The 26,032-nt window shown below is 72.1% G+C and carries 17 protein-coding genes; 6 read left to right on the top strand and 11 right to left on the bottom strand.

The features are described 5' to 3' along the window. Positions 1-61 precede the first annotated feature (61 nt). The gene (radA, locus tag AACH11_RS15785; protein WP_341375206.1) at positions 62-1,468 is read right to left on the bottom strand and encodes a DNA repair protein RadA; all 1,407 of its coding nucleotides are present in this window, start codon (positions 1,466-1,468) and stop codon (positions 62-64) included. Positions 1,469-1,625: 157 nt separating this feature from the next. Between radA and AACH11_RS15780 the strand changes: the two genes are divergently transcribed. After that, positions 1,626-3,695 (top strand): multinuclear nonheme iron-dependent oxidase, encoded by a 2,070-nt coding sequence (locus tag AACH11_RS15780; protein ID WP_341375205.1) that lies wholly within the window; start codon positions 1,626-1,628, stop codon positions 3,693-3,695. Positions 3,696-3,710: 15 nt separating this feature from the next. On the opposite strand, the gene AACH11_RS15775 is transcribed toward AACH11_RS15780, so the two are convergent. Next, positions 3,711-5,345, bottom strand: a complete 1,635-nt coding sequence (locus AACH11_RS15775) for a peptide chain release factor 3 (protein ID WP_341375204.1) — start codon at positions 5,343-5,345, stop codon at positions 3,711-3,713. A gap of 398 nt (positions 5,346-5,743) precedes the next feature. Between AACH11_RS15775 and AACH11_RS15770 the strand changes: the two genes are divergently transcribed. Further along, positions 5,744-6,295: an LEA/WHy family protein gene (locus tag AACH11_RS15770; RefSeq protein WP_341375203.1), complete on the top strand. Its 552-nt coding sequence runs from the start codon at positions 5,744-5,746 to the stop codon at positions 6,293-6,295. Positions 6,296-6,388: 93 nt separating this feature from the next. Here the strand turns inward: AACH11_RS15770 and AACH11_RS15765 are convergent, their stop codons facing one another. From AACH11_RS15765 to AACH11_RS15755, 3 genes are all read right to left on the bottom strand, one after another. Then, positions 6,389-6,895: a Dps family protein gene (locus tag AACH11_RS15765; protein WP_341375202.1), complete on the bottom strand. Its 507-nt coding sequence runs from the start codon at positions 6,893-6,895 to the stop codon at positions 6,389-6,391. Between the two features lie 147 nt (positions 6,896-7,042). Beyond that, entirely contained in the window at positions 7,043-7,963 is a 921-nt protein-coding gene (locus AACH11_RS15760) for a LysR substrate-binding domain-containing protein (RefSeq protein WP_341375201.1), read from the bottom strand. A 72-nt stretch (positions 7,964-8,035) separates the two neighbouring features. Continuing rightward, the gene (locus AACH11_RS15755; protein WP_341375200.1) at positions 8,036-8,962 is read right to left on the bottom strand and encodes a dihydrodipicolinate synthase family protein; all 927 of its coding nucleotides are present in this window, start codon (positions 8,960-8,962) and stop codon (positions 8,036-8,038) included. A 193-nt stretch (positions 8,963-9,155) separates the two neighbouring features. Here AACH11_RS15755 and tldD point away from each other — a divergent pair, with 193 nt between their 5' ends. From tldD to AACH11_RS15740, 3 genes are all read left to right on the top strand, one after another. Further along, complete coding sequence (gene tldD / locus AACH11_RS15750) at positions 9,156-10,619, top strand: metalloprotease TldD (RefSeq protein ID WP_341375199.1); 1,464 nt, start codon at positions 9,156-9,158, stop codon at positions 10,617-10,619. Between the two features lie 263 nt (positions 10,620-10,882). Further along, positions 10,883-12,016: a 3-deoxy-7-phosphoheptulonate synthase gene (locus tag AACH11_RS15745; RefSeq protein ID WP_341375198.1), complete on the top strand. Its 1,134-nt coding sequence runs from the start codon at positions 10,883-10,885 to the stop codon at positions 12,014-12,016. Between the two features lie 278 nt (positions 12,017-12,294). Further along, complete coding sequence (locus AACH11_RS15740) at positions 12,295-12,537, top strand: hypothetical protein (RefSeq protein ID WP_341375197.1); 243 nt, start codon at positions 12,295-12,297, stop codon at positions 12,535-12,537. 10 nt (positions 12,538-12,547) lie between these two features. On the opposite strand, the gene AACH11_RS15735 is transcribed toward AACH11_RS15740, so the two are convergent. Both AACH11_RS15735 and AACH11_RS15730 read right to left on the bottom strand, forming a co-directional pair. Beyond that, complete coding sequence (locus tag AACH11_RS15735; RefSeq protein WP_341375196.1) at positions 12,548-15,373, bottom strand: protein kinase domain-containing protein; 2,826 nt, start codon at positions 15,371-15,373, stop codon at positions 12,548-12,550. Between the two features lie 205 nt (positions 15,374-15,578). Then, on the bottom strand, positions 15,579-16,163 hold the full coding sequence (locus tag AACH11_RS15730) for a cob(I)yrinic acid a,c-diamide adenosyltransferase (protein WP_341375195.1): 585 nt from the start codon (positions 16,161-16,163) through the stop codon (positions 15,579-15,581). Positions 16,164-16,348: 185 nt separating this feature from the next. Between AACH11_RS15730 and AACH11_RS15725 the strand changes: the two genes are divergently transcribed. Next, complete coding sequence (locus AACH11_RS15725; RefSeq protein ID WP_341375194.1) at positions 16,349-17,761, top strand: FAD-binding oxidoreductase; 1,413 nt, start codon at positions 16,349-16,351, stop codon at positions 17,759-17,761. Positions 17,762-17,783: 22 nt separating this feature from the next. On the opposite strand, the gene AACH11_RS15720 is transcribed toward AACH11_RS15725, so the two are convergent. From AACH11_RS15720 to AACH11_RS15705, 4 genes are all read right to left on the bottom strand, one after another. Next, the gene (locus AACH11_RS15720; RefSeq protein ID WP_341375193.1) at positions 17,784-20,264 is read right to left on the bottom strand and encodes a putative bifunctional diguanylate cyclase/phosphodiesterase; all 2,481 of its coding nucleotides are present in this window, start codon (positions 20,262-20,264) and stop codon (positions 17,784-17,786) included. A gap of 160 nt (positions 20,265-20,424) precedes the next feature. Further along, complete coding sequence (locus AACH11_RS15715) at positions 20,425-22,032, bottom strand: SpoVR family protein (RefSeq protein WP_341375192.1); 1,608 nt, start codon at positions 22,030-22,032, stop codon at positions 20,425-20,427. Between the two features lie 39 nt (positions 22,033-22,071). Beyond that, positions 22,072-23,370, bottom strand: a complete 1,299-nt coding sequence (locus tag AACH11_RS15710) for a YeaH/YhbH family protein (protein WP_341375191.1) — start codon at positions 23,368-23,370, stop codon at positions 22,072-22,074. Positions 23,371-23,480: 110 nt separating this feature from the next. Beyond that, a complete protein-coding gene (locus tag AACH11_RS15705; protein ID WP_341375190.1) occupies positions 23,481-25,403 on the bottom strand; it encodes a PrkA family serine protein kinase in 1,923 nt (640 codons plus the stop codon). Positions 25,404-26,032: the final 629 nt, after the last annotated feature.

Genomic DNA, 26,032 nt, shown 5'->3' with positions numbered 1-26,032 from the left:
CCAGCCGCGGCCACCCGGAGCCCGGGAGCCCGCCGGCCGCCGCCACCGGCTCAGCCACGCATCACAGCCCGCGCAGCACGTCCACCGCCTCGTCGATGCGGCCGATGGCATGCACCGTCAGGCCCTCGATCGGCTTCTTCGGCGCGTTGGCCTTGGGCACCAGCGCGACGGAGAAGCCCAGCTTGGCCGCCTCCTTCAGGCGCTCCTGGCCGTGCGGCGCCGGGCGCACCTCGCCGGCCAGGCCGACCTCGCCGAAGGCCAGGAAGCCGCGCGGCAGCGGCTTGCCGCGCAGCGAGCTCTGGATGGCCAGCAGCACCGCCAGATCGGCCGCCGGCTCGGAGATGCGCACGCCGCCGACCGCGTTGACGAACACGTCCTGATCGCCGCACTGCACGCCGGCATGGCGGTGCAGCACCGCCAGCAGCATGGCCAGGCGGTCGCGCTCCAGGCCGACCGACAGCCGCCGCGGGCTGGGCCCGCCGGCATCGACCAGGGCCTGGATCTCGACCAGCAGCGGGCGCGTGCCCTCCAGCGTCACCAGCACGCAGCTGCCGGGCACCGGCTCGCCGTGGGTCGACAGGAAGATCGCGCTCGGGTTGCTGACGCCCTTCAGGCCCTTCTCGGTCATCGCGAAGACGCCGATCTCGTTGACCGCGCCGAAGCGGTTCTTGATCGCCCGCACCAGGCGGAAGCTCGAATGCGTGTCGCCCTCGAAGTACAGCACCGTGTCGACGATGTGCTCCAGAACGCGCGGGCCGGCGATCGCGCCCTCCTTCGTCACGTGGCCGACCAGCACGATCGCGCAGCCGCCGGACTTGGCGGTGCGGGTGAGCTGGGCCGCGCACTCGCGCACCTGGGCCACGCTGCCGGGGGCGCTGGTCAGCTGGTCGGAGTACAGCGTCTGGATCGAGTCGATGACGCAGAAGTCGGGCTGCTCGGTGGCGATGGCGGCCTGGATCTTCTCCAGCTGGATCTCGGCCAGCACGCGCAGCCGCGCGCCGTCCAGCCCCAGCCGCCGCGCGCGCAGCGCGACCTGGGCGCCCGACTCCTCGCCGGTGACGTAGAGCACCTTCATCTGCCGCGGAGCGCCGTCGGCCTCGACGCCGCGCTGCGATGACTGGCGGGCCAGCGACTCGGCCGCCTGCAGCAGCAGCGTGGACTTGCCGATGCCCGGATCGCCGCCGATCAGCACCACCCCGCCCTCGACGATGCCGCCGCCGAGCACGCGGTCGAGCTCGGGATGGCCGGTGGGCGTGCGCGCGACGTCGGCGGCCTCGATCTCGCTGAGCGTGGCCACCGGCTGGCCCGGCGCCAGCGCCTGGTAGCGGTTGCGGCCGCTGCCGGCGGCCGGCTCGGCCACCGTCTCCTCCAGCGTGTTCCAGGCCTTGCAGTGCGGGCACTGGCCCAGCCAGCGGGGGCTCGTTCCGCCACAGGCGGAGCAGGTGTAGACGGTCTTGGCGCGCGACATCGGGGGATTGTCGTCGGGTGGGTGGCGCGGGGAGTGAGCCAGCGGGGCGCTGGGTCGGCGGGTCGGTGGCGGCGGCAGCGCCCGCACGCGCACGGCGCAGCCACCGTGGCCCGGCCGCCGTGCGGCATCATCGGCGCCCCACCGCCCTGCCCTGACCATGGATACCGCCCCGACCTCCGCCGGCATCGGCTGGCGCGCGCCGCACGAGGCCGCGCTGCTGGAGCGGCGGCCGCCGCTGGGCTTCATCGAGGTCCACAGCGAGAACTTCTTCGGCGACGGCGGCCCGGCCCTGGCCTGCCTGCAGGCCGCGCGGGCCCACTGGCCGGTCAGCCTGCATGGCGTGGGCCTGGGGCTGGCCTCGCCGGCCGGGCTCGACCCCTGGCATCTGGACCGGCTGGCGCGGCTGGTCGAGCGCGTCGAGCCCTGGGCTGTCAGCGACCACGCCTGCTTCGCCCGCGCGCCGCGCACGCCCGGCGGCCCGGTCATCCACGCCGCCGACCTGCTGCCGCCGCCGCGCGACGCCGCCACGCTGGACCGCCTGGTGGCCCAGGTGCAGCAGGTGCAGGACCGGCTGCGCCGGCCGATCCTGGTCGAGAACCTGAGCGCCGCGCTCGCCTGGCGCGACGACGCGATGAACGAGGCCGAGTGGCTGACTGCGCTGGCCCGGCGCAGCGGCTGCCGCCTGCTGCTGGACCTGAACAACCTGGCCGTCAACGCCCGCAACGCGCTGGCCGGCGCCGACGGCCACGCCGCCGCGCTCGACGACCCGCGCGTGGCCGCCGCGGTGCGCGCCACCGTCGACCGCATCCCCGTCGGCCTGATCGGCGAGCTGCACGTGGCCGGCCACACCGTGCACGAGGGCCTGGCGCTGGATGACCACGGCAGCGCCGTGTCCGACACCGTCTGGGCCCTGCTCGCCCACACGCTGGCGCGCCACGGTGCGCTGCCGGTGCTGGTCGAATGGGACACGGCGGTGCCGGCGCTGGACGTGCTGCTGGCCGAGGCACGGCGGGCGGATGCGGTGGCGGCCGACGTGGCGGTGCGGCGCGGCCTGGCGCCCGGGGTGCCGCTCGACGCCGGAACGGTGGATGTCGCCCGGGCAGAACCCATGGCATCGGCGCATCACCCGGCCGACGGCGGGCACCGCCCCACCTCGCCATCGCCCGCACTGGCACCAGCACCAGCACCCACGACCTCGGCCGCCCCCGCCGACGACCCGCGCCCGCAACGCCTGCTGCACGCCCTGTTCCAGCCCATCGGCAGCGCCGCCGCCGCGCAGGCCGATGCCGCGCTGGCGCCCGGGCTGGCCGGCGACGCCGCCACGCAGTCCCGCGCGCTGGCCGCACTGCGCGGCCAGCAGCGCGCCACCGCCGTGCACGCGCTGCGCGCCGTCTACCCGGCGCTGCGCGACCAGCTCGGCGACGAGGCCTTCGCCGTGCTGGCCCGCCGCCACGGTCTGGCACGGCCCCCCACCCGCGGCGACCTCGGCCAGTGGGGCGGCGATCTGGCCGACGCGATCGCCGCCGAGCCGCAGCTGGCCGACTGGCCCTGGCTGGCGGATCTGGCGCGGCTGGAGTGGGCGGTCCACCAGGCGCAGCACGCGGCCGATGCGCCGGCACTGACGACCACGGATCTGCAGGCGCTGGCCGCGGCGGATCCGGCGCAGGTCCGGCTGCGCCCACCGCCCGGCAGCGCGCTGTTGCCGCTCGACGCCCTGGTGCCGGCGCTCTGGCGGGAGACGCGCGGCGGCACGCCGCCGGACGGCGATGACCGCACCACGGCGGCGGCAGCCCCCTCGCCCGACGACCAGGTCAAGCGCCACGACAGCCGCCACGACCGCCGCCGTGACGGCGCTGACAACGAAACCGGCCCCCACGCCGAACGCGACGCGGAAGACCCCGCCGAGGGTGAACACACCGGCGCCACGGACGGCCCCGCGCCGCCCGATACCCGATCGCCCTGGCTGATCTGGCGCCCGGCCGGCCGCTGGCAGGTGCGCCTGCGACCGCTGGGCCCGGGCGACGCCGCCTGCGTGGCCGCCACCCTGGACGGCGCCCCGCTGGCCACGGCAATGGCCGCCGCCACCGCGGCCGATGCCCGCTGGCGGCTCGACGGCCTGTTGCGCGCCGCCCTGGACGACGGCCTGCTGGTGCGGGCGAGCCCGCCCCCGGGCGGCGAACCGGACCGCCCACCCGCCAGCCGCAACGGCGTTGAGGACGCGGGCTGAAGCGCCCGCCCGTCCTCAGTCCCCCATCCGCTGCTGGAACACCAGCCCCGCGTGCTCGCGCAGCGCGTGGAACCTGATCTTCGGCCAGTTGGCCTCGATCGCGCGCAGCTCGGGCGCGTACTCGACCAGCAGCGTCGGCGCGTTGACCGCGTCGTAGGCCATGCGGTGGCTGTTGCCGTCGATGAAGCGGTTGAGCTCGCGCTCGTCGGCGGCCGGGCCCTCGCCGGTGTCGGCCGTCACCCAGCGCGCCACCTGGAAGCGGCAGGGGCTGATGCGGGCCTTGCAGCTGTACTCATGCTCCAGGCGGTGGGCCACCACCTCGAACTGCAGCTGGCCGACGGCGCCCAGCATCAGCACCGAGCCGGCCACCGGGCGGAAGACCTGGATCGCGCCCTCCTCGCCCAGCTGCTGCAGGCCGGCCTTGAGCTGCTTGGTCTTCAGCGGGTCGGCCACCTCGACCATGCGGAACATTTCCGGCGCGAAGAAGGGCAGGCCGGTGTACTGCAGCGCCTCGCCTTCGGTGATGGTGTCGCCCAGCTGCAGCACGCCGTGGTTGGGGATGCCGATGATGTCGCCGGCATAGGCCTCGTCCAGCAGCTCGCGCTTCTGGCTCATGAAGGTCACCACCGTGTTCGGGCGCATGCTCTTGCCGCTGCGCACCACCTTCAGGTTCATGCCGCGGCTGAACTTGCCCGAAGCCACGCGCAGGAAGGCGATGCGGTCGCGGTGGGCCGGGTCCATGTTGGCCTGGATCTTGAAGACCACGCCGGTGAACTTGGGCTCGTCGGGATGGACGGTGCGCTGCATCGCCGCGCGCTCGCCGGGCGACGGGGCGAGGTCGACCAGCGCGTCCAGCACCTCCTGCACGCCGAAGTTGTTGACGGCCGAGCCGAAGAACATCGGCGTCTGGCGGCCGGACAGGAAGGCCTCGTGGTCGAACTCGGGCGCTGCCTCGCGCACCAGCTCGATCTCGCCGGCCGCCTGCTCGTAGGCGGGGCCGAAACGGTCGGCCAGCACCGGGTTGGCCAGGCCCTGCACCACTTCCTCGGTGCCGGCGACGCGGTCCTCGCCGGGGCTGAACACGCGCATCTGGTCCTTGCGCAGGTCCAGCACGCCGCCGAAGAACTTGGCCATGCCCACCGGCCAGGTGAAGGGCACCACCGTCATGCCCAGCTCGCGCTCGATCTCGTCCATCAGCGCCAGCGGCTCCTGCACCTCGCGGTCCAGCTTGTTGACGAAGGTGAGGATGGGCGTGTTGCGCGCGCGGCAGACCTGCAGCAGGCGGCGGGTCTGCGGCTCCACGCCGTTGGCCGCGTCGATCACCATCAGCGCGGCGTCCACGGCCGTCAGCACGCGATAGGTGTCTTCCGAGAAGTCCTGGTGGCCCGGGGTGTCGAGCAGGTTGATGACGCAGTCGCGGTATTCCATCTGCATGACGGACGACGCCACCGAGATGCCGCGCTGCTTCTCGATCTCCATCCAGTCCGACGTCGCGTGGCGCGAGGCCTTGCGTGCCTTCACCGAGCCGGCGATCTGGATCGCGCCCGAGAACAGCAGCAGCTTTTCCGTCAGCGTGGTCTTGCCGGCATCGGGGTGGCTGATGATGGCGAAGGTGCGGCGACGCTTCACCTGGGGCGTGAGTTCGGACATGGCGGACGGCCGCGACCGCGTGGGCGGCGCTGCGGAATCGGGTGGGGGCGGGGGACGGGGTCGGCCGCGCGAAGGGCCGGGCAGGCCGTGGCGGCAACGACGAAGGGCCCGGCAAGGGCCGAGCCCGCGATTATCGGACGCCGCGGCCGGATCGTGGCGGCGGCGGGACTGGCGGATCACACGCGACCGGCCGGGCCGGGTCGGCGCGCGGCGAACACCCGGTGGCGGCGAGCGCGGCGCGAGGCCGACGTCCGCGCGGTCGCCCTGGCGCCGCCGGTCAGCCCGGCACCGGCCTCGCGCGTTGTCAGCGTCGTGGCGCGCGCCGCCTGCGGCGGCCGACCTGCACCGCCTGCCCGCGCCGCCTGCCGGCCGTCCCCTCGTCCTCCGGAATCCACACCATGCCCCAGCCGTCCTCGCCCCGCCCGCCCGCGCCCCTGACCGTTGCCCCGGTGGCGGCCGGCCGCCGCCGCTTCACCGGGCTGGCGCTGCTGGCGCCTCTGGCCTCGGCGCTCGGGCTGACGGCCTGCGCGAATCTGGGCGTCGACCGCCGGCCGCGCGTGACGCTGGCCGGGCTGGAGCCGCTGGGCGGTGAGGGGCTGGAGCTGCGGGTGATGGCCAGGCTGCGGGTGCAGAACCCGGGCGACGCCCCGCTCGACTACGACGGCGTGTGGATCGACCTCGACGTCGATGGCCGGCCGCTGGCCAGCGGCGGCGGACCGGTGCAGGGCCGCATCCCGCGCTACGGCGATGCGGTCATCAGCCTGCCGCTGACCGTCTCCGGCCTGGCGATGATGCGCCAGGCGCTCGGCCTGTGGTCCCGGGCGAACGCGCCCGACGGGCTGCGCGCGCCGGTGCGCTACGCGCTGCGCGGCCACGTCGGCGGCGGCGCCTTCGGCAGCGTGCCCTTCAGCAGCAGCGGCGAGGTCGATCTGGGCGCGGCACTGCGCTGATGCGGCGGCCACTCGCGGCCGCACCGCCCCCCGGACGCGCACGCATGCCGCGGCGCCGCCAGGCGGCGGCCGCTGCGGGTGGCGCCGTGGTGCTCACTCCTCCAGCAGCGAGCGCAGCATCCAGGCGGTCTGCTCGTGCACCGTCAGGCGCTGCGTCAGCAGATCGGCGGTCGGCTCGTCACCGGCCTTGTCGGCCAGCGGGAACAGGCTGCGCGCGGTGCGGGCCACCGCCTCGTGGCCGTCGACCAGGATCTGCACCATGGCCAGCGCCTTGGGCGGCACGGCCGGCGCATCGGGCACCGAGGCCAGCGCGCCGAACTGCGCGTACGAGCCCGGCGCCGTGTGGCCCAGCGAGCGGATGCGCTCGGCGATCGGGTCGACCGCGCCCCACAGCTCGGTGTACTGCGCCATGAACATGGTGTGCAGCGTGTTGAACATCGGCCCGGTGACGTTCCAGTGGAAGTTGTGGGTCGTCAGGTAGAGCGTGTAGGTATCGGCCAGCAGGCGCGACAGGCCCTGCGCGATGGCGGCGCGGTCCTTCTCGTCGATGCCGATGTTGATCGGCATGCGGCTGGCGGTGGCGGCAGGCTTCTTGGCCATGGATCGGGTCTCCGGGAGATCAGGGCATCACCGGCGCGCGGACCGCACCGGCTCGGGCCGATTCTGTGCCGCCACACCGGGCGGCACCCATCGGATGAACACATGCACCCGATAGCCTAATCCGATCGGACCCCGGCCCGCCTTGCGTCAGGACAGCCGCGTGACACCCGGCAACGCGCAGGCATAGACGGCGTTGCGCAGCGCGGCGATCGCCTCGTAGCGGGTGAAGCTGCGGCGCCAGGCCAGCACCACCCGCCGCGTGGGCACCGGGTCGGCGAAGGGGACGTAGCGCACGTGCTCCTGCGGATCGCGCGGCATGCTGAGCTGCGGCACCACCGTCACGCCCATGCCCGAGGCCACCATGTGCTTGATCGTCTCCAGCGAGCTGCCCTCGAAGCTGCGGCGGATGCCCTCGGCATCGCTGGCGAAGCGGGCGAACTCCGGGCAGACCTCCAGCACATGGTCGCGGAAGCAGTGGCCATTGCCCAGCAGCAGCATGGTCTCCTGCTTGAGCTCCGCGCTGCTGATGGCCGTGCGGGCGGCCAGCGGATGGCTCGCCGGCACCGCGACGACGAAGGGCTCGTCGTAGAGCTCGGCCATCGCCAGACCGGTGTCGGGGAAGGGCTCGGCCAGGATCGCGCAATCGAGCTCGCCGGTGCGCAGCATGTCCAGCAGCTTGACGGTGAAGTGCTCCTGCAGCATCAGCGGCATCTGCGGCGTCAGCCGGATCGCGTGGCGCACCAGCTCGGGCAGCAGGTAGGGCCCGATGGTGTAGATGATGCCCAGGCGCAGCGGTCCCGACAGCGGATCCTTGCCGCGCTGGGCGATCTCCTTGATGGCGGCGGCCTGCTCCAGCACCGACTGGGCCTGGCGCACGATGGCCTCGCCCAGCGGCGTGGTGCTGACCTCGCTGCCGCCGCGCTCGAAGAGCTTGACGTCGAGCTCCTCCTCGAGCTTCTTGATCGCCACGCTGAGCGTGGGCTGCGAGACGAAGCAGGCCTCGGCCGCGCGGCCGAAGTGTTTCTCGCGCGCGACCGCGACGATGTAGCGCAGCTCGGTCAGGGTCATGCGGCCCATTATCGGCAGGCGCGCCGCCCGGTGTGCGGGCGCGGCCTTGGGGTCAGGCGGACGCCGCCCGGTTCAGCGCGCCCAGCGCAGCACCAGCGGATCGAGCCGGCGGGCGATGTCGAGCAGACCGGCGCGCACGCCGTCGGGCATCGGCGGCCAGGGCGCGCGCGGCGCGTCACAGCGGATCACGCCGCCGGCGGCCATCAGCGCCTTGGCGGTCAGGAAGCCGCCCTGGCGGTTCTCCCAGTTGATCAGTGGCAGCCAGCGGGCGTATGCGGCACAGGCCTCGTCGTGGCGGCCGGCGCGCCAGGGGTCGAGGATCTGGCGCATGCCGTCGGGAAAGCCGCCGCCGGTCATCGCCCCGGTGGCACCGGCCAGCAGGTCGGCCCACAGCGTGATGCCCTCCTCGCCATCCCACGGCCCCTCGATGGCGTCACCACCGAGCGCGATCAGCGTGCGCAGCTTCTCGGCCGCCTGCGGCACCTCGATCTTGAAGTAGCGCACGGCCGGCAGCTCGCGCGCCAGCTGCGCCAGGAAGGCGGCCGACAGCGGCGTGCCCGAGACCGGCGCGTCCTGGATCATCAGCGGGATGTCCAGGCCCTCGGTGACGGTGCGGAAGAAGGCGGCGATCTGCGCCTCGCCCACCCGCAGCGTGGCGCCGTGGTACGGCGGCATCACCATCACCATGGCGGCACCGAGGGCCTGCGCCTGGCGGTTGCGCGCCGCGCAGACCGCCGCACTGAAGTGGCTGGTGGTGACGATCACCGGCACCCGGCCGGCGACATGGGCCAGGATCTCGCGCGTCAGCGTCTCGCGCTCGGCGTCGGTCAGCGCGAACTGCTCGGAGAAGTTGGCCAGGATGCACAGCCCGTCCGAGCCGGCATCGATCATGAAATCCACGCAGCGCCGCTGGCCATCGAGGTCCAGCGCGCCATCGGCGTGGAAGACCGTCGGCACGACGGGGAAGACGCCCTGGTGGCGCGGGGTCGGACGGGGCATCGCGGCAGCGCTCATCGAAGTCGGGCCCTCAACGGCCATTCATATGATGAAACCATCATGCCCCGCCCCCTTCACGCCGCCCATCGCGACAGACCCGGAGTCCGCGGCCCGTCGCCACCCGCCATCGCCCAGCGGAACGAAGACCGGCCCATCACGGCCCACACGCCGCCGCCCCGCTCCCTACAATGGCCCGATGATCTCGCGCGAACCTTCCCTTGAGCGCCTGGCGCTGGCCCAGCAACTGCTGATCGACCCGTTCGGTCTGGACGAGAGCAAGCTCGCCAAGGCGCTGGGCGCCATCGGCGAGCACCGGGTCGATGATGCCGACCTGTACTTCCAGATCACCCGCCACGAGGGCTGGAGCCTGGAGGAAGGCATCGTCAAGAGCGGCAGCTTCTCGATCGATCAGGGCGTCGGCGTGCGGGCGGTGGCCGGCGAGAAGACGGCCTTCGCCTACAGCGACGACATCTCCGAGGCCTCGCTGCTGGATGCGGCGGCCACGGTGCGCACCATCGCCGCGGCCGGCCAGAGCCGCCGCGTGAAGGTCGGCACCAGGACGAAGATCGCGCACAGCCGCGCGCTGTACGCGCCCACCGACCCGATCGGCACGCTCGACAGCGCGCAGAAGGTGGCGCTGCTGGAACGCATCGAACGCATGGCCCGCGCCCGCGACCCGCGCATCGTGCAGGTGATGGCCGGCGTGGCCGCCGAGTACGACGTGGTCTACATCGCGCGCGCCGACGGCACGCGTGCGGCCGACGTGCGCCCGCTGGTGCGCCTGTCGGTCACCGTGATCGCCGAGTCCAACGGCCGGCGCGAGGTCGGCACCGGCGGCGGCGGCGGCCGTTTCGGCCTCGGCTACTTCCGCGACGAGCTGCTGGAGCAGTACGTGGACCAGGCCGTCAACGCGGCGCTGACCAACCTCGAATCGCGGCCGGTGCCGGCCGGACAGATGACGGTCGTGCTCGGCCCGGGCTGGCCCGGCGTGCTGCTGCACGAGGCCGTCGGCCACGGCCTGGAAGGCGACTTCAACCGCAAGGGCTCCAGCGTGTTCTCGGGCCGCATCGGCCAGCGCGTGGCGGCCAAGGGCGTGACCGTGCTCGACGACGGCACCATCCCGGATCGCCGCGGCAGTCTGAACGTCGATGACGAGGGCTGCGCCAGCCAGCGCAACGTGCTGATCGAGGACGGCATCCTCAAGGGCTACATCCAGGACAGCATGAACGCCCGCCTGATGGGCGTGAAGCCCACCGGCAACGGCCGCCGCGAGAGCTATGCCCACGTGCCGATGCCGCGCATGACCAACACCTACATGCTGGCCGGCGACAAGAGCAAGGACGAGATCGTCGCGTCGATCAAGCGCGGCCTGTACGCGACCAACTTCGGCGGTGGCCAGGTCGACATCACCAGCGGCAAGTTCGTCTTCTCGGCCTCCGAGGCCTACTGGGTCGAGAACGGCCGCATCCAGTACCCGGTCAAGGGCGCGACCATCATCGGCAACGGCCCCGAGTCGCTCAAGCAGATCACGATGATCGGCAACGACCTGCAGCTCGACACCGGCGTCGGCGTCTGCGGCAAGGAAGGCCAGAGCGTGCCGGTGGGCGTCGGCCAGCCGACGCTGCGCATCGAGGGCCTGACGGTCGGCGGCACGGCCTGAGTTTGATCTCGGTAAAAACCCTGCACCCCAGACCTCCACCGGCGCTGCTACATTCCACCGCCATGCGTGCTCCGCGTTTCTTCTTTGCCTATTTTTGGTTCTCGCCCCCCACCGGCGGCTGGAGAGGCAAGCGCGCGTAAGCACCGCACCCGAACCCAGAAAAGACCGCCGGCACCCCCGGCGGTTTTTTTTCGCCCCTGCCCTGCGCAGCCCCGCCCCGGACACCCGTTCCACCTCACCGCTCCGCTCCCCGAAAGACCGCCATGCCGCACCAGCCGCCCGCCATCCGCGCCGACCAGGGCCACGCCTACGCCCTGCACGAGAAGACCAGCCAGACCGACGACCAGCGCATCGAGGAGGTCACCCCCTTGCCCCCGCCCGAGCACCTGATCCGCTTCTTCCCGATCGCCGGCAGCGCGGTCGAGGTCCTGGTCAATGACACCCGTCGCAACATCGGCCGCATCCTGGCCGGTGAGGATGACCGCCTGCTGGTGGTCATCGGCCCCTGCTCGATCCACGATCCGGCCGCCGCGATGGACTACGCGCGCCGCCTGAAGCCGCTGCGCGAGCAGTACGGCGACACGCTGGAGGTCGTGATGCGCGTGTACTTCGAGAAGCCGCGCACCACGGTCGGCTGGAAGGGCCTGATCAACGACCCCTACCTGGATGGCAGCTTCCGCATCGACGAGGGCCTGCGCATCGCCCGCCAGCTGCTGCTGGACATCAACCGTCTGGGCATGCCGGCGGCCGGCGAGTTCCTCGACACCATCAGCCCGCAGTACATCGGCGACCTGATCGCCTGGGGCGCGATCGGTGCGCGCACCACCGAGAGCCAGGTGCACCGCGAGCTGGCCTCCGGCCTGTCGGCGCCGATCGGCTTCAAGAACGGCACCGACGGCAATCTGAAGATCGCCACCGACGCCATCCAGGCCGCCTCGCGCCCGCACCACTTCCTGTCGGTGCACAAGAACGGCCAGGTCGCCATCGTGCAGACCAAGGGCAATCCGGACTGCCACGTGATCCTGCGCGGCGGCAAGACGCCGAACTACGGCGCCGAACACGTGGCCGCCACCTGCACCGAGCTGGACAAGGCCGGCCTGCCGCGCAAGGTGATGATCGACTGCAGCCATGCCAACAGCAGCAAGCAGCACCAGAAGCAGATCGAGGTCGCGGCCGACATCGCCCGGCAGATGGCCGGCGGTGAGCAGGCCATCATGGGCGTGATGGTCGAGAGCCATCTGGTGGGGGGCGCCCAGAAGTTCACGCCGGGCACCGACGATGCGTCCCAGCTGATCTACGGCTGCAGCATCACGGACGCGTGCATCGGCTGGGACGACTCGGTCGCGCTGCTGGACACGCTGTCGCAAGCGGTTCGGGCGCGTCGCGCGCGCGGCTGACGCCACATTCCGGGCGGAACCGCCCCCTCGGACCGCCCGGATTGACCGCTGGCCCCCCCCCCCAAGCTCAAGGGGGGGATGCACCAGCAGACTGCGCGATCAGGATCAAACGCCGCGCGTTTCGTCCCCAGAACAGTGCAAAAGGCCCGCTTTCAGTGCGGGCTTACACCAGTTCCTGCTGCATCGCAACATCACCCACAGGTGGCCACCGGTTGCTTGTCACCTGCGTGTAAACCCCGGGTATCGTCCGGCTTCGTGTAGTTGCCGCGCAGGTCGTCGTGAACGTCCTTTCCTCCTCCTCTTCGCAGTCATCGCCGTCGCAGACCTGCGAACTGCTGGACATCGTCGACTTCAAGTGGCTGATGGCCGGAGCCGGCCATTCGATCCACGTCGAACGTCTGCAGCGGGACACGGCCTATGCCCAGGCCTGTCTGCAATTGGGCTGCGAGCAGCCGGTGCTGGCGCTGCGCCAGGCGGCGCAGAGGGTGGCCAGCCGCATGGGCCTGACGCTGACGCGCTAGACCCGACCCCTCAGGTCCGGCCAGGCTGCGCGCGCTGGCGCGCATCCTCGACATGGGGACGCAGCACGGCCGGCAGTTCGCGGGGTGATGCCGGCCCCCACGCCGCGACGGCGCGGCGTGCGACATCGGCCGCGGCCACCGGACGGCCCAGCGCCGCCAGCGCGGCCGCCTCCTCGCCCAGGGCCTGGGCCTGCCACCAGCGGCGGGCGGCATGGTCGGTCGATGCGGCCGCGGGCACGGGCGCCATCAGCAGCGCGGCCTCGTGGGCCCAGCCGTGGGCCCGGCCCGGGGCCGTGGTGCGCCAGGCTCGCGCCGCCCACACCAGCAGTTCGGCACGCCGCTGCAAGGCCTGGTAGGACGCGCCGGCCACCGGCGGCAGTTGCTCCAGGCCGTACTCGGCGAGACGGCGCGCCGTTTCGCCGTCCCCGGTGCGCACCTGCATGGCCAGCTGCTGCAGGAGCAGGGGCATCTGCCAGCGGGCCGCCATCGCGCCGCCCTGCCGCAAGGCCAGGCGACGGGCCTGTTCCCAGGCCGCACGGGCGGCATCCGGCCGGTTGCGCAGGGACTCGATGTCGGCGTGCAGCAGGTGCAGGCGCACACCGGCGATGCCGTCCAGCGCATGGCCTCCGGCCTCGATCACCGGCGCCAGCAGCGCCGCGGCCTCGGCGGTCTTGCCTTCGTAGAGACGGCAGCGGGCCTGGGCCTCGGTGGCCAGCACCACCGGATCGACCGGCCACGCGGCACGGGCCGGAGTTCCCTCGGTGGGCGACGGGTCGGGCGCGACGGCGTCGGCCGCATCGACGGGCAGGACCGCCGCGCCCCCATCCGCCCGGGCCGTCGCCGCACGGGCGGTGGCCAGACCCCAGTGGCCCGTCGTCACGGGCTCGGCATCCGCCGAGCCGGCGGTGGCCCGACCGGTGCCGGCCGCGGCCTGGGCCGCGACATCGGCCACCGCGCAGGCCTCTTGCCAGCGGCCGAGATGGGGCAGATCCGGGCTCAGGCCCAGCACCTGGGCCTGCATGGCCAGCAGCTGCGCCCGCCGGGCCGATACCCCGCCCGGCGCCGGCCAGGCCAGGGCGGACGCCAGCGCCTGCTCGGCGCGCTGCGGCTGCTCGGCCCGCCACCACAGCGCCGCCTGGCTGAGGACGATGGCCTCCGCCTGGCCCCGCTCCAGGCTGACCGGGGCCAGCTCGGCACCGCGCCGTTCGGCCAACTGCACCGCCTTGCCCAGGCTCTGGACCGCCGCGCTGGAGGCCACGACCGGCCCCTCCAGCCGCTCCAGCCCCTGCAACAGGCTGAGCCGGTGGTACTCGGCGGCCCGCTGGGCGGCCCACCGCGCATCGTTCGGCCCGTCGCCATCGAGCCGGTCGAGCAGGCGGGCGGTCTCGGCCAGCACCTCGTCACGCAGACCGCCGGCCGCCGAGGGCTGCGCCGCGAGCCGGTGGTAGAGGCCGAAGCCGAGATCGGCCGCCAGACGCCGGGCCTGGGCCAGCTGCTGCAGCGCGGCCTGCCGTTGGGACTGGGCGAGCTCGACCGCGCGCTCGCGCCGCTCGTGCTGCACGCCCAGCAGCAGCAGGGCGCTGCCCCCCAGCGCGATGCCGGCGGCCACCGCCAGGCTGCTCAGACGGTGCCGGCGCACCAGCTTGCGCAGGCGGACCCAGCGTCCGGCACGGCAGGCGGTCACGGGGCGGTGCTCCAGCCAGGCCCGCAGATCGGAGGCCAGCGCATCGACCGTCGGATAGCGCTGGGCCACGTTCTTGGCCATCGCCTTGAGCAGGATGGCGTCCAGATCCCCCTGGAGCTGGGCGCGCAGCCGCGGCCAGCTCTCGCGCTGCAGGCCGGGCGTGTCGGGCTTGAGCTGGCTGGGGCGGGTCGGTGCCTCCAGCAGCACGCTGCGCGCGGCCTCCAGCGGCGAGCGGGCATCCCGGCCGTAGGGCCGCACGCCGGTCAGCGACAGGTACAGCAGCACGCCCAGGCTGTAGACGTCGCTGGCCACGCCCAGCGGCTCGCCGCGCACCTGCTCGGGGCTGGCGAAATGGGGCGAGAACGGCCGCTCGGTGACGCCGGGCGGCGGGCCGGGATCGTCCTCGTCCAGCGGGTCGATGGCCCGTGCATGGCCGAGGTCGAGCAGCTGCACCTGGCCCGGCTGCACGCGGGCCTGCGGCGACTGGCGCAGCACGCTGGCCCCGCTGACGCGCACGTTCGACGGCTTGAGGTCGCGGTGCAGCAGCAGGTGGTGATGGGCCTGGGTCAGCGCATCGGCCAGCTGCAGGAACAGCGCGATGCGCTGGTGCAGCGTCAAGCCATTGCAGGCCCGGTCGATGGGCTGGCCGCGCGCCATGTCGCTGACCAGGTAGGGGCGGCCCTCCATCGTCAGGCCGGCATCGACCAGGCCCACGATGTTCGGATGCTGCAGCCGCTGCAGCCGTGGCAGCTCCTGGGTCAGCCGTTCGAGCACCCGCACGCCGTCGAGCCCCGGACGCAGCACCTTGACCGCGGCACGCCCCTCGAAGGCGCCATCGGCGCGCTCGGCCAGCCAGACCTCGCCCTGGGCGCCGCGGCCGATCGGCGAGACCATGCGCCAGGGCCCGAGCCGCTGCCAGGCCGGCGCATCGGCCGACGGCAGCACCTCGGTGGCCAGGGCCATGGTCTGGCGCACCTGGTCGACGGCGCTGGAGCGGTCGAGCAGGCCACGGACGTCGTCCTTGACTTCCGGGGCGATGCCGCTGCCGGCCAGCTCACGCTCGCGCTGGGCCTCCGGCAGCGGCAGCAGGCGGTCGAACAGCTGGCACAGATCGCGCCACTGGGTATTCTCGAATTCGTGGGACGAGGACATCGACGGGGCTGCGGCAGGCGACGCAGCTCATCTGGCCGGCCGCCGGCAGGGCAGCCGTCTGACGCGCCGGATACGCGTCCGGCCGCATGGGAAAGGCGTCCGGATTGTCCGGCGCCGGCGCCGTGGCGCAGTCCCCGGCGCGGGTGTTCCGGCCCCCTCGTCCCGGGGGCGCGGCACACGCGCAGCCGCCGTGCGGCCGGCGCGCTCAGGTCGCCGGCGGCGCCTCGCTGGCCAGGCGGGGACTGCGCCAGTACACATCGTCACCGCCCAGGCCGTCCAGCCGCGCGCGGTTGAGCACCCGGGCCAGCACGAACAGCAGGTCCGACAGGCGGTTGAGGTACTGGCGCGGCGCCGGCCGCACCGGCTCGGCCGCCCCCAGCTGCACGACCGCGCGCTCGGCCCGGCGGGCCACCGCGCGGGCCACGTGGGCCAGCGCCGCCGCCCGGGTGCCGGCCGGCAGGATGAACTCGGCCAGCCGCGGCAGCGTCGCGTTGTGCTGCGCCAGCGCCGCGTCGAGCGCGGCCAGCGCCTCGTCACCCAGCAGCGTGTAGCCCGGAATCGACAGCTCGCCACCGAGGTTGAACAGCTCGTGCTGCACCGACTGCAGCAGCGCCCGCACGTCGGACGGCAGCGGCTCGGCCAGCAGCACGCCGAGATGGCTGTTGAGCTCGTCGACATCGCCCATCGCGTGCACCCGCAGGTGGTCCTTGGGGACACGGGTCCCGTCGCCGAGGCCGGTCGTGCCGTCGTCTCCGGTGCGGGTGGCGATCTGGGTGAGGCGGTTGGCCATGGTGATGCTGCGTGAAGGTCGGTCGGCGGAAGCCGGGATCTGCCGATCGCTGCAGGGCCGTCCTGCAGCGCGGCGGGGTCGCATCTTGCCTCAGGCCCGCCGGCCCCAGGGTCCGCGGGCCTACCATCGACGACCCCACGGTGCGCATCCGCCCCTGTCCGTCACCCGCCCGCCGCCGACCGCCCATGACCGCCACCGCCCCCTCCGAGAGCTGGCCGCAGCGCCCGCTGCCCGCCGCGATGATCGACGCGCTGAAGACCCGCTTCGGCGAGCGCTGCTCGACCGCCCGCGCCGTGCGCGAGCAGCACGGCCGCGACGAGTCGCCGTTCGACGTGCCGCCGCCCGATGCCGTGCTGTTCGCCGAATCCGCCGAGGAGGTGGCCGAGGCGGTGGCGCTGGCCGCCGCCCATGCGGTGCCGGTGATCCCCTACGGCGCCGGCTCCTCGCTGGAGGGCCATCTGCTGGCCGTCAGCGGCGGGCTGTCGATCGACGTCTCGCGCATGAACCGCGTGCTGCGCATCGAGCCCGATGACCTGACGGTGACGGTGCAGCCCGGCGTCACCCGCCACCAGCTCAACCAGGAGCTGCGCCACCTGGGCCTGTTCTTCCCGATCGACCCCGGCGCCGACGCCTCGATCGGCGGCATGTGCGCAACGCGCGCCAGCGGCACCAACGCCGTGCGCTACGGCACGATGCGCGAGAACGTGCTGGCGCTGCAGGTCGTCACGGCCGAGGGCACGCGGCTGCGCACCGGCAGCCGCGCGCGCAAGAGCAGCGCCGGCTATGACCTGACGCGGCTGTTCGTCGGCAGCGAGGGCACGCTCGGCGTGATCACCGAGGTCACGCTCAAGCTCTATCCGCTGCCGGAGTCGGTGTCGGCCGCGGTCTGCAGCTTCCCGTCGATCGACGCGGCGGTGCGCACCACCATCGCCATCATCCAGCTGGGCGTGCCGATCGCCCGCTGCGAGCTGCTGGACCCGAACGCGGTGCGCGCGGTCAACCGCCACGACAAGCTGGCGCTGCCCGAGCAGCCGATGCTGCTGATGGAGTTCCACGGCAGCGAGGCCGGCGTGCGCGAGCAGGCCGAGGCGGTGCAGCTGGTGGCGCAGGAGCACGGCGGCGCCGACTTCGCCTGGGCCGTCACGCCCGAGGAACGCACCCGGCTGTGGACCGCGCGCCACCGCGCCTACTTCGCCGGTCTGGCCCAGCGCCCGGGCTGCCGCGCGGTGACCACCGACTGCTGCGTGCCGATCAGCCGGCTGGCCGAATGCATCGGCCGCGCGGTGGCCGATGTCGAGGCCGACGGCCTGCCCTACTTCATGGTCGGCCACGTCGGCGACGGCAACTTCCACATCGCCTATCTGGTCGACCCCGAACAGCCGGCCGAGCGCGAGCGGGCCGAGGCGCTGAACGAGCGCCTGGTGCGCCACGCGATCACGCTCGACGGCACCTGCACCGGCGAGCACGGCATCGGCCTGCACAAGCAGGGCTTCCTGCTGGAGGAGGCCGGCGCCGACGGGGTGGCGCTGATGCGGCGCATCAAGGCCGCGCTCGATCCGCGGCAGATCATGAACCCGGGCAAGATCTTCCGCGCCTGAGGCGGCGCGCCGCCACTGGCGCTCAGGCCTGCCGCGGCACCGTCACGGCGGACATCGCGGCCGACACGGCCGCCGCCGGCGGCGGCAGGGCGGCGGCAGGCGTCGCTGCGGCACGGGCCTGCAGCCAGGCCAGCAGTTCGGCGTCGGGCAGCGGTCGGGCGTACAGATAGCCCTGCCCCCGGTCACAGCCCAGCTCGCGCATCAGCGCGTCCTCACCGTGGCCCTCGATGCCTTCGGCCACGGTGGTCATGCCCAGCGTGCGCGCCACGCGCACCGTGGCCTCGATCAGCACGCGGTGGTATTCGCTGGCCTCGGCATGCATGACGAAGGAGCGGTCGACCTTGACCGTGTCCACCGGCAACTGGTGCAGGCAGGCCAGCGACGAGTAGCCGGTGCCGAAGTCGTCGAGCGCGATCAGCACGCCCAGGTCCTTGAGGGCCCGCAGGCGCTGCATCGCCTCGTCCCCGCGCACGGCCATGCTCTCGGTGACTTCGAGCTGCAGCGCGGCGGCCGGCATGCCGACGTCGGCCAGCGCGCGCCGCACCTGGTCGACGATGTCGGGCGCCTGCAGCTGGGCCGGTGACAGGTTGACGGCCATGCGCCGCGGGGCGTCCGGCCCGCAGGACCGCTGCCAGGCCATGAAGGCCTTGCAGGCGGTACGCAGCACGAACTCGCCGATCTCCAGGATCAGGCCGCAGCGCTCGGCCACACCGATGAACTGCAGCGGCGGCACCAGCCCGCGCTGCGGATGGCGCCAGCGCAGCAGCGCCTCCACCCCCAGCGTCGCACCGTCGCGCAGCGGCACCACCGGCTGGTAGACCAGGAACAGCTGCTGCTCGCGCAGGGCGTCGCGCAGGCCGTGTTCGAGCAGCGCACGCTCCGACAGCCGGGCCTGCAGCGCAGGATCGAACAGCAGGCACCCATCGCCGCCGCTGGCCACCAGCCGCTTGGCTTCCTGACTGGCGGTGTCGGCGTCGCGCAGCACGGCCTCCGCATCGCCCTCGACCTGGGCGCTGGTGACCACGCCGATGTTCAAGCGCAGCGACAGCCAGTGGCCGCCCAGCCGGCTGGGTGCGCCGAGCTGGCGCGCCAGGCGCTGCGCGAGGGCCAGGGCGCTCGTCGCGTCATCGGGCCCACTGAGCAGGACGACGAACTCGTCGCCGCCGATGCGACCGACCAGCGGGGGCTCGCCCTCGGTCGGCGCCAGCAGCTGCGACAGGCGCTGGGCCAGCGTGCACAGCAGCAGGTCGCCGACGCGATGGCCAAGGGTGTCGTTGATCTGCTTGAGGCGGTCGATGTCCAGGTGCAGCAGGCTCCAGCCGGCGCCACCGGCACGGCGGGCCTCGATCACCCGCTGCACGCGGTCGAACAGCGCCGCGCGGTTGGGCAGCCCCGTCAGGCTGTCGGTGCGCGCGGCCAGCGCCAGCGCCTCCTGCAGCCGGCGCTCGGCGCTGAGGTCGATGTTGATGCCCGACATCATCAGCGCACGGCCCTGCGCGTCGCGCTCCAGCACCGCGCCACAGCTGTCGATCACCGACCAACCCCCATCGCTGCGGCGCACGCGCAACTCGGCGCGGCAGGGCGCGCTCGCGTCCTGCAGGTGCGCCCGCAGGGCCGCCTGCCAGCGGCGCTGGTCGTCCGGATGGACCAGGGCGCTCCAGGCATCGACCGTGGGCGCGATCTCGTCGAGCGGCCAGCCCAGCATCTCCAGCAGACGGTCGTTGCCGCGCATGCGGCCCGAACGCATGTCCCAGACCCAGGTCCCCAGGCCGGCCGTGTCGACCGCATGGCCCAGCAGCCGGTACTGGCGCCGGACCATGCGCACCGTGGGCTCGCCGACGACGACCGCCAGCAGCACCAGCAGCAGCAGCAGCGCGACGGCGGAATGCTGCATCTGCCGCAGGGCCTGGGTGCGACGGGCTTCGAGCACGGCCTGGGCGCGCTGGGCCAGCGTGTCCGCCGCCGCCGCCGCGGGCTCGGCCGCCGCCTGCGCCGCACGGGCCACCGAGCGCAGGCGCAGCGGATCCCCCGCCGCGTCGTCGATCCGCTGGTGCAGGATCTCGGCCTGGTACCAGAGGCGCTCACGCCGGGCCTGCCAGGCATCGACGGCGGCGATCAGCCGCTCCTTGAGCGCCGCATCGGCCACCCCGTCCTGCAGCCGCAGCTGCTCGATGAGGTCGAGTGCATGCTGCTGCGAGCGCCCTTGCACCGCCTCCAGCGCCTGCACCAGCGCGACGCGGTCGCCCGCGCAGTCCAGCAGACAGCCCAACGCGATGCGGCCGACCTGCTCGGCCAGCCGGGCCTCGTCGCGCACCAGCTGCAGCAGCTCGGCATCGTTGCGCCGCTGCTGTTCCAGCGGCTGCCAGGCCAGGTACAGGCCGGTGGCCAGCGCAGCCACGCTGCCCAGCATCGCCCACAGCGTCACGCGCACACGGCGGTGCGGGCTGGCGATCTGGCGATCATCGGCAAGACAGCTCGGCAGCAAGGCGGCGTTCTCCGGCATCGCCCGGCCACCGCCACCGGCCTTGCCGGCGACCTGACCGGGCGCTGCCCGGACTTTCGGCCGGGGCCGCCAGCGGCTTGACCCTGCCGGTGCCGCCGCCCGCACCGGGCGTGCAGCGCGTCACGGGCGCCGGGGCCGAGGCGCCGGCGCCCTCCCGGGCTCAGGCGTGGGCCGGGGCCCCCACCGCGAAACGCTTGCTCACGTCGCCGCGGCCGTTGACGCTCTCCAGGTGCACGCCGAAGCCCCACAGCCGGGCCACATGGCGGATCACCTCCTGCGCGCTGTCGTCCAGCGGACGGTCGTTGTGCTGGAAGTGGCGCAGCGTCAGGCTGCGGTCGCCACGCGTGTTGACGTTCCAGACCTGGATGTTGGGCTCGCGCGAGCCGAGGTCGTACTGCCGCGACAGCGCCTCGCGCACCGCGCGGTAGCCGCTGTCGTCGTGGATGGCGCTGACCTCCAGCTCGCTGCGCTTGTCGTCATCGAGGATGGCGAACAGACGCAGGTCACGCATCAGCTTGGGGCTGAGGTACTGGCCGACGAAGCTCTCGTCCTTGAAGTTGCGCATCGCCTGGTCGAGCGCCGGGATCCACGGCGTGCCGGCGATCTCGGGGAACCACTGGCGGTCCTCGTCGGTCGGCCGTTCGCAGATGCGCTTGATGTCGGTGTACATCGCGAAGCCCAGCGCATACGGGTTGAAGCCCGAATAGCCCCGGTCACCGACGCGCGGCTGGTAGACGACGTTGGTGTGGCTCTTCAGCCATTCGATCATCACGCCGTCGGCCAGCCAGCCATCGTCGTACATCTGGTTGAGCAGCCGGTGGTGCCAGAACGTGGCCCAGCCCTCGTTCATCACCTGGGTCTGTCGCTGCGGATAGAAGTACTGCGCGACCTTGCGCACGATGCGCACGATCTCGCGCTGCCAGGGCTCCAGCAGCGGCGCGTTCTTCTCGATGAAGTACAGCAGGTTCTCCTGCGGCTCGGCCGGGAAGCGCCGGGCCTCGGCCGGCTCGTCGGCCTTGTCGGCCTTGCGCGGCAGCGTGCGCCACAGGTCGTTGACCTGCTGCTGGGCGTAGGCCTCGCGCTCGCGGCGCGCCGCCAGCTCCTGCGCCAGGGTCTTGCGGCTGGGCCGGCGGTAGCGGTCGACGCCGTGGTTCTGCAGCGCATGGCAGCTGTCGAGGAACTCCTCGACCGTCTCCAGGCCGTGGCGCGCCTCGCATTCGGCGACGTAGTTCTTCGCGTAGACCAGGTAGTCGATGATCGACGACGCGTCGGTCCACATCCGGAACAGGTAGTTGCCCTTGAAGAAGCTGTTGTGGCCGTAGGCGGCATGCGCGATGACGAGCGCCTGCATCGCCATCGTGTTCTCCTCCATCAGGTAGCTGATGCAGGGGTTGGAGTTGATGACGATCTCGTAGGCCAGGCCCATCGCGCCACGCTTGTAGTTCTTCTCGGTCGAGATGAACTCCTTGCCGTAGCTCCAGTGGCGGTAGTTCACCGGCATGCCGACCGACGCGTAGGCGTCCATCATCTGCTCGGCGGTGATGATCTCCAGCTGGTTCGGGTAGGTGTCCAGGCCGTAGCGTTCAGCCGTCTGGCGGATCACGTCGTGGTACTGGTCGATCAGCTCGAAGGACCAGTCGCTGGGCGCGGCCAGCCGCTGGACCGTGCCGCGCAGCGGCAGCGGCCCGGTCAGCGGCCGCTCGGGCGGCACGGCGGCGCCCGGTGTGCGGGCGGGGACATCCAGACGGGGGCTCGGTTCGAGGCTCATGCGCGTTCCTCCGGATCTCGGTGGCGGGGGCGTTGCCGCTCAGGCCGCGGCCTGGGTGGCGCCCTCCTTCTTGAACAGGTCGCGGAAGACCGGGTAGATCTGGTCGGCCGAGACGGCCTTGCGCATCGCGAAGTGCGGGTGCGCGGCCTGCAGATGGGTGTACTCCTCCCAGAGGTTCTGCTCCTCCTCGGCCACCTGCACGTAGGCGAAGTAGCGCACCAGCGGCAGCAGCTTCTGGTCCAGCAGCTCGCGGCAGCGACCGGAGTCGTGGTGCCAGTTGTCGCCGTCGCTGGCCTGGGCGCCGTAGATGTTCCACTCGGTCGGTGAGTAGCGGGCGCGGATGATCTCCTCCATCAGCACCAGGGCGCTCGACACCACCGTGCCACCGGTCTCGCGGGCATGGAAGAAGTTCTCCTCGTCCACTTCCTGGGCCTGGGTGTGGTGGCGGATGAAGACGATCTCGATCTTCTCGTAGTGCCGCGTCAGGAACATGTAGAGCAGGATGAAGAAGCGCTTGGACAGCTCCTTGCGCGATTCGTCCATCGAGCCCGAGACGTCCATCAGGCAGAACATCACCGCCTTGGACGTCGGCACCGGCGTCTTGACCCGGCTGCGGAACTTCAGGTCGATCGGGTCCAGGAAGGGGATGCGGCCGATGCGCTCGCGCAGCGCGGTGATGCGCACCAGCAGCTCGGGCAGCGCGGCGCGGGCCTCGGCATCGCCGGCCTCGGCCGCGGCCTCGGTCAGCGCGCGTTCGGCCTCCAGCTCGGCCAGCTCGCCGCGCGCGCCCATGCCGAGGGCGATGCGCCGGCCGAGCGCGCCGCGCAGCGAGCGCACCACGTGCAGGTTGTTGGGCGTGCCGTCGCTGGTGAAGCCGGCGCGGTGGGTCTTGAACTCCGGCGTCTCGGCCAGCTGGGTGCGGATCAGATGGGGCAGCGCCAGGTCCTCGAAGAAGACCTGCATGAACTCCTCCTTGCTCAGCGCGAAGGTGAAGTCGTCCTCGCCCTCGCCCTGGTCGGAGGCCTGGCCCTTGCCGCTGCCGCCGCCCTGCCCGCCGTCGGGCCGCTTGATGCGGTCACCGCGGATGTAGTCCTGGTTGCCCGGATGCACGACATCACGCGAGCCACCCTGGGCATGGTGGAACACCGGCTCGGACAGGTCCTTCTTCGGGATCCGGACCTCCTCGCCGCGCTCCAGGTCCCGGATGCCGCGCCCGTCGACCGCCCGCCGCACCGCCTCGCGGATCTGCTGCTTGTAGCGCCGCATGAAGCGCTCACGGTTGCCGATGGACTTGTTCTTGCCCGCTAGGCGTCTGTCGATGATGCTCTGAAGTGCCATGGTCTGCGCAGTCAGAAGGCCAAGCCAAGCAGCCGTCGCGGAACCGGCTGGGCCGGGCCGCTGGCGGCGCCCCCTGGAGGGGGAGCGCCGCAGGCGCTACGGGGGTGGGATTAGCTGCTCTTGCGCACGCGCAGGTACCACTCGCACAGCAGGCGCACCTGCTTGGCGGTGTAGCCCTTGGCGACCATGCGCTGGACGAAGTCCTCGTGCTTCTTGGCCTCGTCGGCCGAGGCCTTGGCGTTGAAGCTGATCACCGGCAGCAGTTCCTCGGTGTTCGAGAACATCTTCTTCTCGATCACCGTGCGCAGCTTCTCGTAGCTGGTCCACACCGGGTTGTTGCCCTGGTTGTTGGCGCGCGCCCGCAGCACGAAGTTGACGATCTCGTTGCGGAAGTCCTTCGGGTTGGCGATGCCGGCGGGCTTCTCGATCTTCTCCAGCTCGGCGTTCAGCGCCACGCGGTCGAACACCTCACCGGTGTCGGTGTCGCGGTACTCCTGGTCCTGGATCCAGTAGTCGGCGTAGGTGACGTAGCGGTCGAAGATGTTCTGGCCGTACTCGGAGTAACTCTCCAGATAGGCGGTCTGGATCTCCTTGCCGATGAACTCCGCGTACTTCGGCGCCAGCAGCTCCTTGATGAAGTTGGTGTACTTCTGCTCCAGCTCCTGCGGGAACTGCTCGCGCTCGATCTGCTGCTCCAGCACGTACATCAGGTGCACCGGATTGGCCGCCACCTCCTGGCTGTCGAAGTTGAAGACCTTGGACAGGATCTTGTAGGCGAAGCGGGTGGAGATGCCGCTCATGCCCTCGTCGACACCGGCGTAGTCGCGGTACTCCTGGATGCTCTTGGCGCGCGGATCCGTGTCCTTCAGGTTCTCGCCGTCATAGACCTGCATCTTGCTGTACAGGCTCGAGTTCTCCGGCTCCTTCACCCGCGTCAGCATCGCGAACTGGGCCATCATCTTCAGCGTGCCCGGGGCGCACTTGGCATCCCCCAGCGAGCTGCCCTTGACCAGCTTCTCGTAGATCTTCACCTCTTCCGAGACGCGCAGGCAGTACGGCACCTTGACGATGTAGATGCGGTCGAGGAAGGCCTCGTTGTTCTTGTTGTTGCGGAAGGTCTTCCACTCGCTCTCGTTGCTGTGGGCCAGCACCACACCATCGAAGGGGATGGCGCCGAAGCCTTCCGTGCCCTTGAAGTTGGCCTCCTGCGTGGCGGTCAGCAACGGGTGCAGCACCTTGATCGGCGCCTTGAACATCTCGACGAACTCCAGCAGGCCCTGGTTGGCCAGGCACAGGCCACCGGAGAAGCTGTAGGCGTCCGGATCGTCCTGGGCGAAGGTCTCGAGCTTGCGGATGTCGACCTTGCCGACCAGGCTGGAGATGTCCTGGTTGTTCTCGTCACCCGGCTCGGTCTTGGCGATGCCGACCTGCTTGAGGATGCTCGGATAGCGCTTGACGACCTTGAACTTGCGGATGTCGCCGCCGAACTCCTCCAGGCGCTTGACCGCCCACGGCGACATGATGCGCTGCAGGTAGCGGCGCGGGATGCCGAACTGCTCCTCCAGGATCGGGCCGTCCTCGATCGGATCGAACAGCCCCAGCGGCGACTCGTTCACCGGCGAGCCCTTGATCGCGTAGAACGGCACCTCCTGCATCAGCGCCTTCAGGCGCTCGGCGATCGACGACTTGCCGCCGCCCACCGGGCCGAGCAGGTAGAGCACCTGCTTCTTCTCCTCCAGACCCTGGGCCGCATGGCGGAAGTAGGAGACGACCTGCTCGATCGCGTCCTCCATGCCGTAGAACTCGGCGAAGGCCGGATAGATCTTGATGACCTTGTTGGCGAAGATGCGCGACAGCCGCGGATCGTTGCGCGTGTCGATCATCTGCGGCTCGCCGATCGCCCGGAGCATGCGCTCGGCGGCGGTGGCGTAGGCCAGGGGGTTGCGCTTGCACTCCGCGAGATAGTCCTCGAGGGACATCTCCTCTTCGCGGGTGCGTTCGTAACGGGCGGCGAAGCTGCTGATCACGTCCATGGGACCTCCTTGATCGGACTGGCGCCGACAGGGGGATCAGACCCCATCAGCGGCGGGGGAAGTTCTGATGAAGTCCCGGCTTCACAGGCCCGGGCGCCATCAGAGCTTTCCGGTCGGCATGGCCATCGCAACAGCGTTCGGCGTGGTCTCCAGCGATTTCAGTGTGCGCCCCGTGCGGTGCGGCGTAACGCCGATATGGCACGGAAACGGGGGTCAGACGGAACGGTTCAAGGAGGCTTTGCAAGCGGCGGGCCAGCACAAGCCGGCCAGGCCCGAGGGTGGGATCCGGACCGCGGTCCGGAGTTCACACCCCGGGCGGCAGGACCGGCCGTCGACCCGGAACCTGACCGGCATCCTCAGGACGCCGCCGGTCCATGATGCGACGATTCCGCCAGCGCTGCATGGGGAGATCACCACATCCGGCTGTAGGGTGTGGTGTTTCCCGCACAGCAGCGATGCCGGACGCGGCCGGGCCAGGACGGGGGCCGCGAGACCGTCGGGCCGGCCGCCCCGGGCGCATCGCCAGGCGGCAGGCGGTGCGCCCCAGGAAGCGGCGCACAAGCCCCTGGCGGGTGCAGGGGCGTGATCCGCGCCGGACAGGGCGGGATCGTGAGCGGCACCGCCGCCGA

This window comes from Pseudaquabacterium rugosum, from assembly GCF_038066575.1.
Lineage (GTDB): Bacteria > Pseudomonadota > Gammaproteobacteria > Burkholderiales > Burkholderiaceae_C > Pseudaquabacterium > Pseudaquabacterium rugosum.
The sequence above is the reverse complement of the archived record's forward strand: the minus strand, read 5'-3'. Positions and strand labels throughout refer to the sequence as shown.

Coding starts and splice junctions, on each gene's coding strand:
- AACH11_RS15775 (WP_341375204.1), bottom strand. CDS start 5,345: ATGTCCGAACTCACGCCCCAGGTGAAGCGTCGCCGCACCTTCGCCATC.
- AACH11_RS15755 (WP_341375200.1), bottom strand. CDS start 8,962: ATGCCCCGTCCGACCCCGCGCCACCAGGGCGTCTTCCCCGTCGTGCCG.
- AACH11_RS15770 (WP_341375203.1), top strand. CDS start 5,744: ATGCCCCAGCCGTCCTCGCCCCGCCCGCCCGCGCCCCTGACCGTTGCC.
- AACH11_RS15745 (WP_341375198.1), top strand. CDS start 10,883: ATGCCGCACCAGCCGCCCGCCATCCGCGCCGACCAGGGCCACGCCTAC.
- AACH11_RS15765 (WP_341375202.1), bottom strand. CDS start 6,895: ATGGCCAAGAAGCCTGCCGCCACCGCCAGCCGCATGCCGATCAACATC.
- AACH11_RS15760 (WP_341375201.1), bottom strand. CDS start 7,963: ATGACCCTGACCGAGCTGCGCTACATCGTCGCGGTCGCGCGCGAGAAA.
- radA (WP_341375206.1), bottom strand. CDS start 1,468: ATGTCGCGCGCCAAGACCGTCTACACCTGCTCCGCCTGTGGCGGAACG.
- AACH11_RS15705 (WP_341375190.1), bottom strand. CDS start 25,403: ATGGACGTGATCAGCAGCTTCGCCGCCCGTTACGAACGCACCCGCGAA.
- AACH11_RS15725 (WP_341375194.1), top strand. CDS start 16,349: ATGACCGCCACCGCCCCCTCCGAGAGCTGGCCGCAGCGCCCGCTGCCC.
- AACH11_RS15730 (WP_341375195.1), bottom strand. CDS start 16,163: ATGGCCAACCGCCTCACCCAGATCGCCACCCGCACCGGAGACGACGGC.
- AACH11_RS15735 (WP_341375196.1), bottom strand. CDS start 15,373: ATGTCCTCGTCCCACGAATTCGAGAATACCCAGTGGCGCGATCTGTGC.
- AACH11_RS15715 (WP_341375192.1), bottom strand. CDS start 22,032: ATGAGCCTCGAACCGAGCCCCCGTCTGGATGTCCCCGCCCGCACACCG.
- AACH11_RS15710 (WP_341375191.1), bottom strand. CDS start 23,370: ATGGCACTTCAGAGCATCATCGACAGACGCCTAGCGGGCAAGAACAAG.
- AACH11_RS15720 (WP_341375193.1), bottom strand. CDS start 20,264: ATGCCGGAGAACGCCGCCTTGCTGCCGAGCTGTCTTGCCGATGATCGC.
- tldD (WP_341375199.1), top strand. CDS start 9,156: ATGATCTCGCGCGAACCTTCCCTTGAGCGCCTGGCGCTGGCCCAGCAA.
- AACH11_RS15780 (WP_341375205.1), top strand. CDS start 1,626: ATGGATACCGCCCCGACCTCCGCCGGCATCGGCTGGCGCGCGCCGCAC.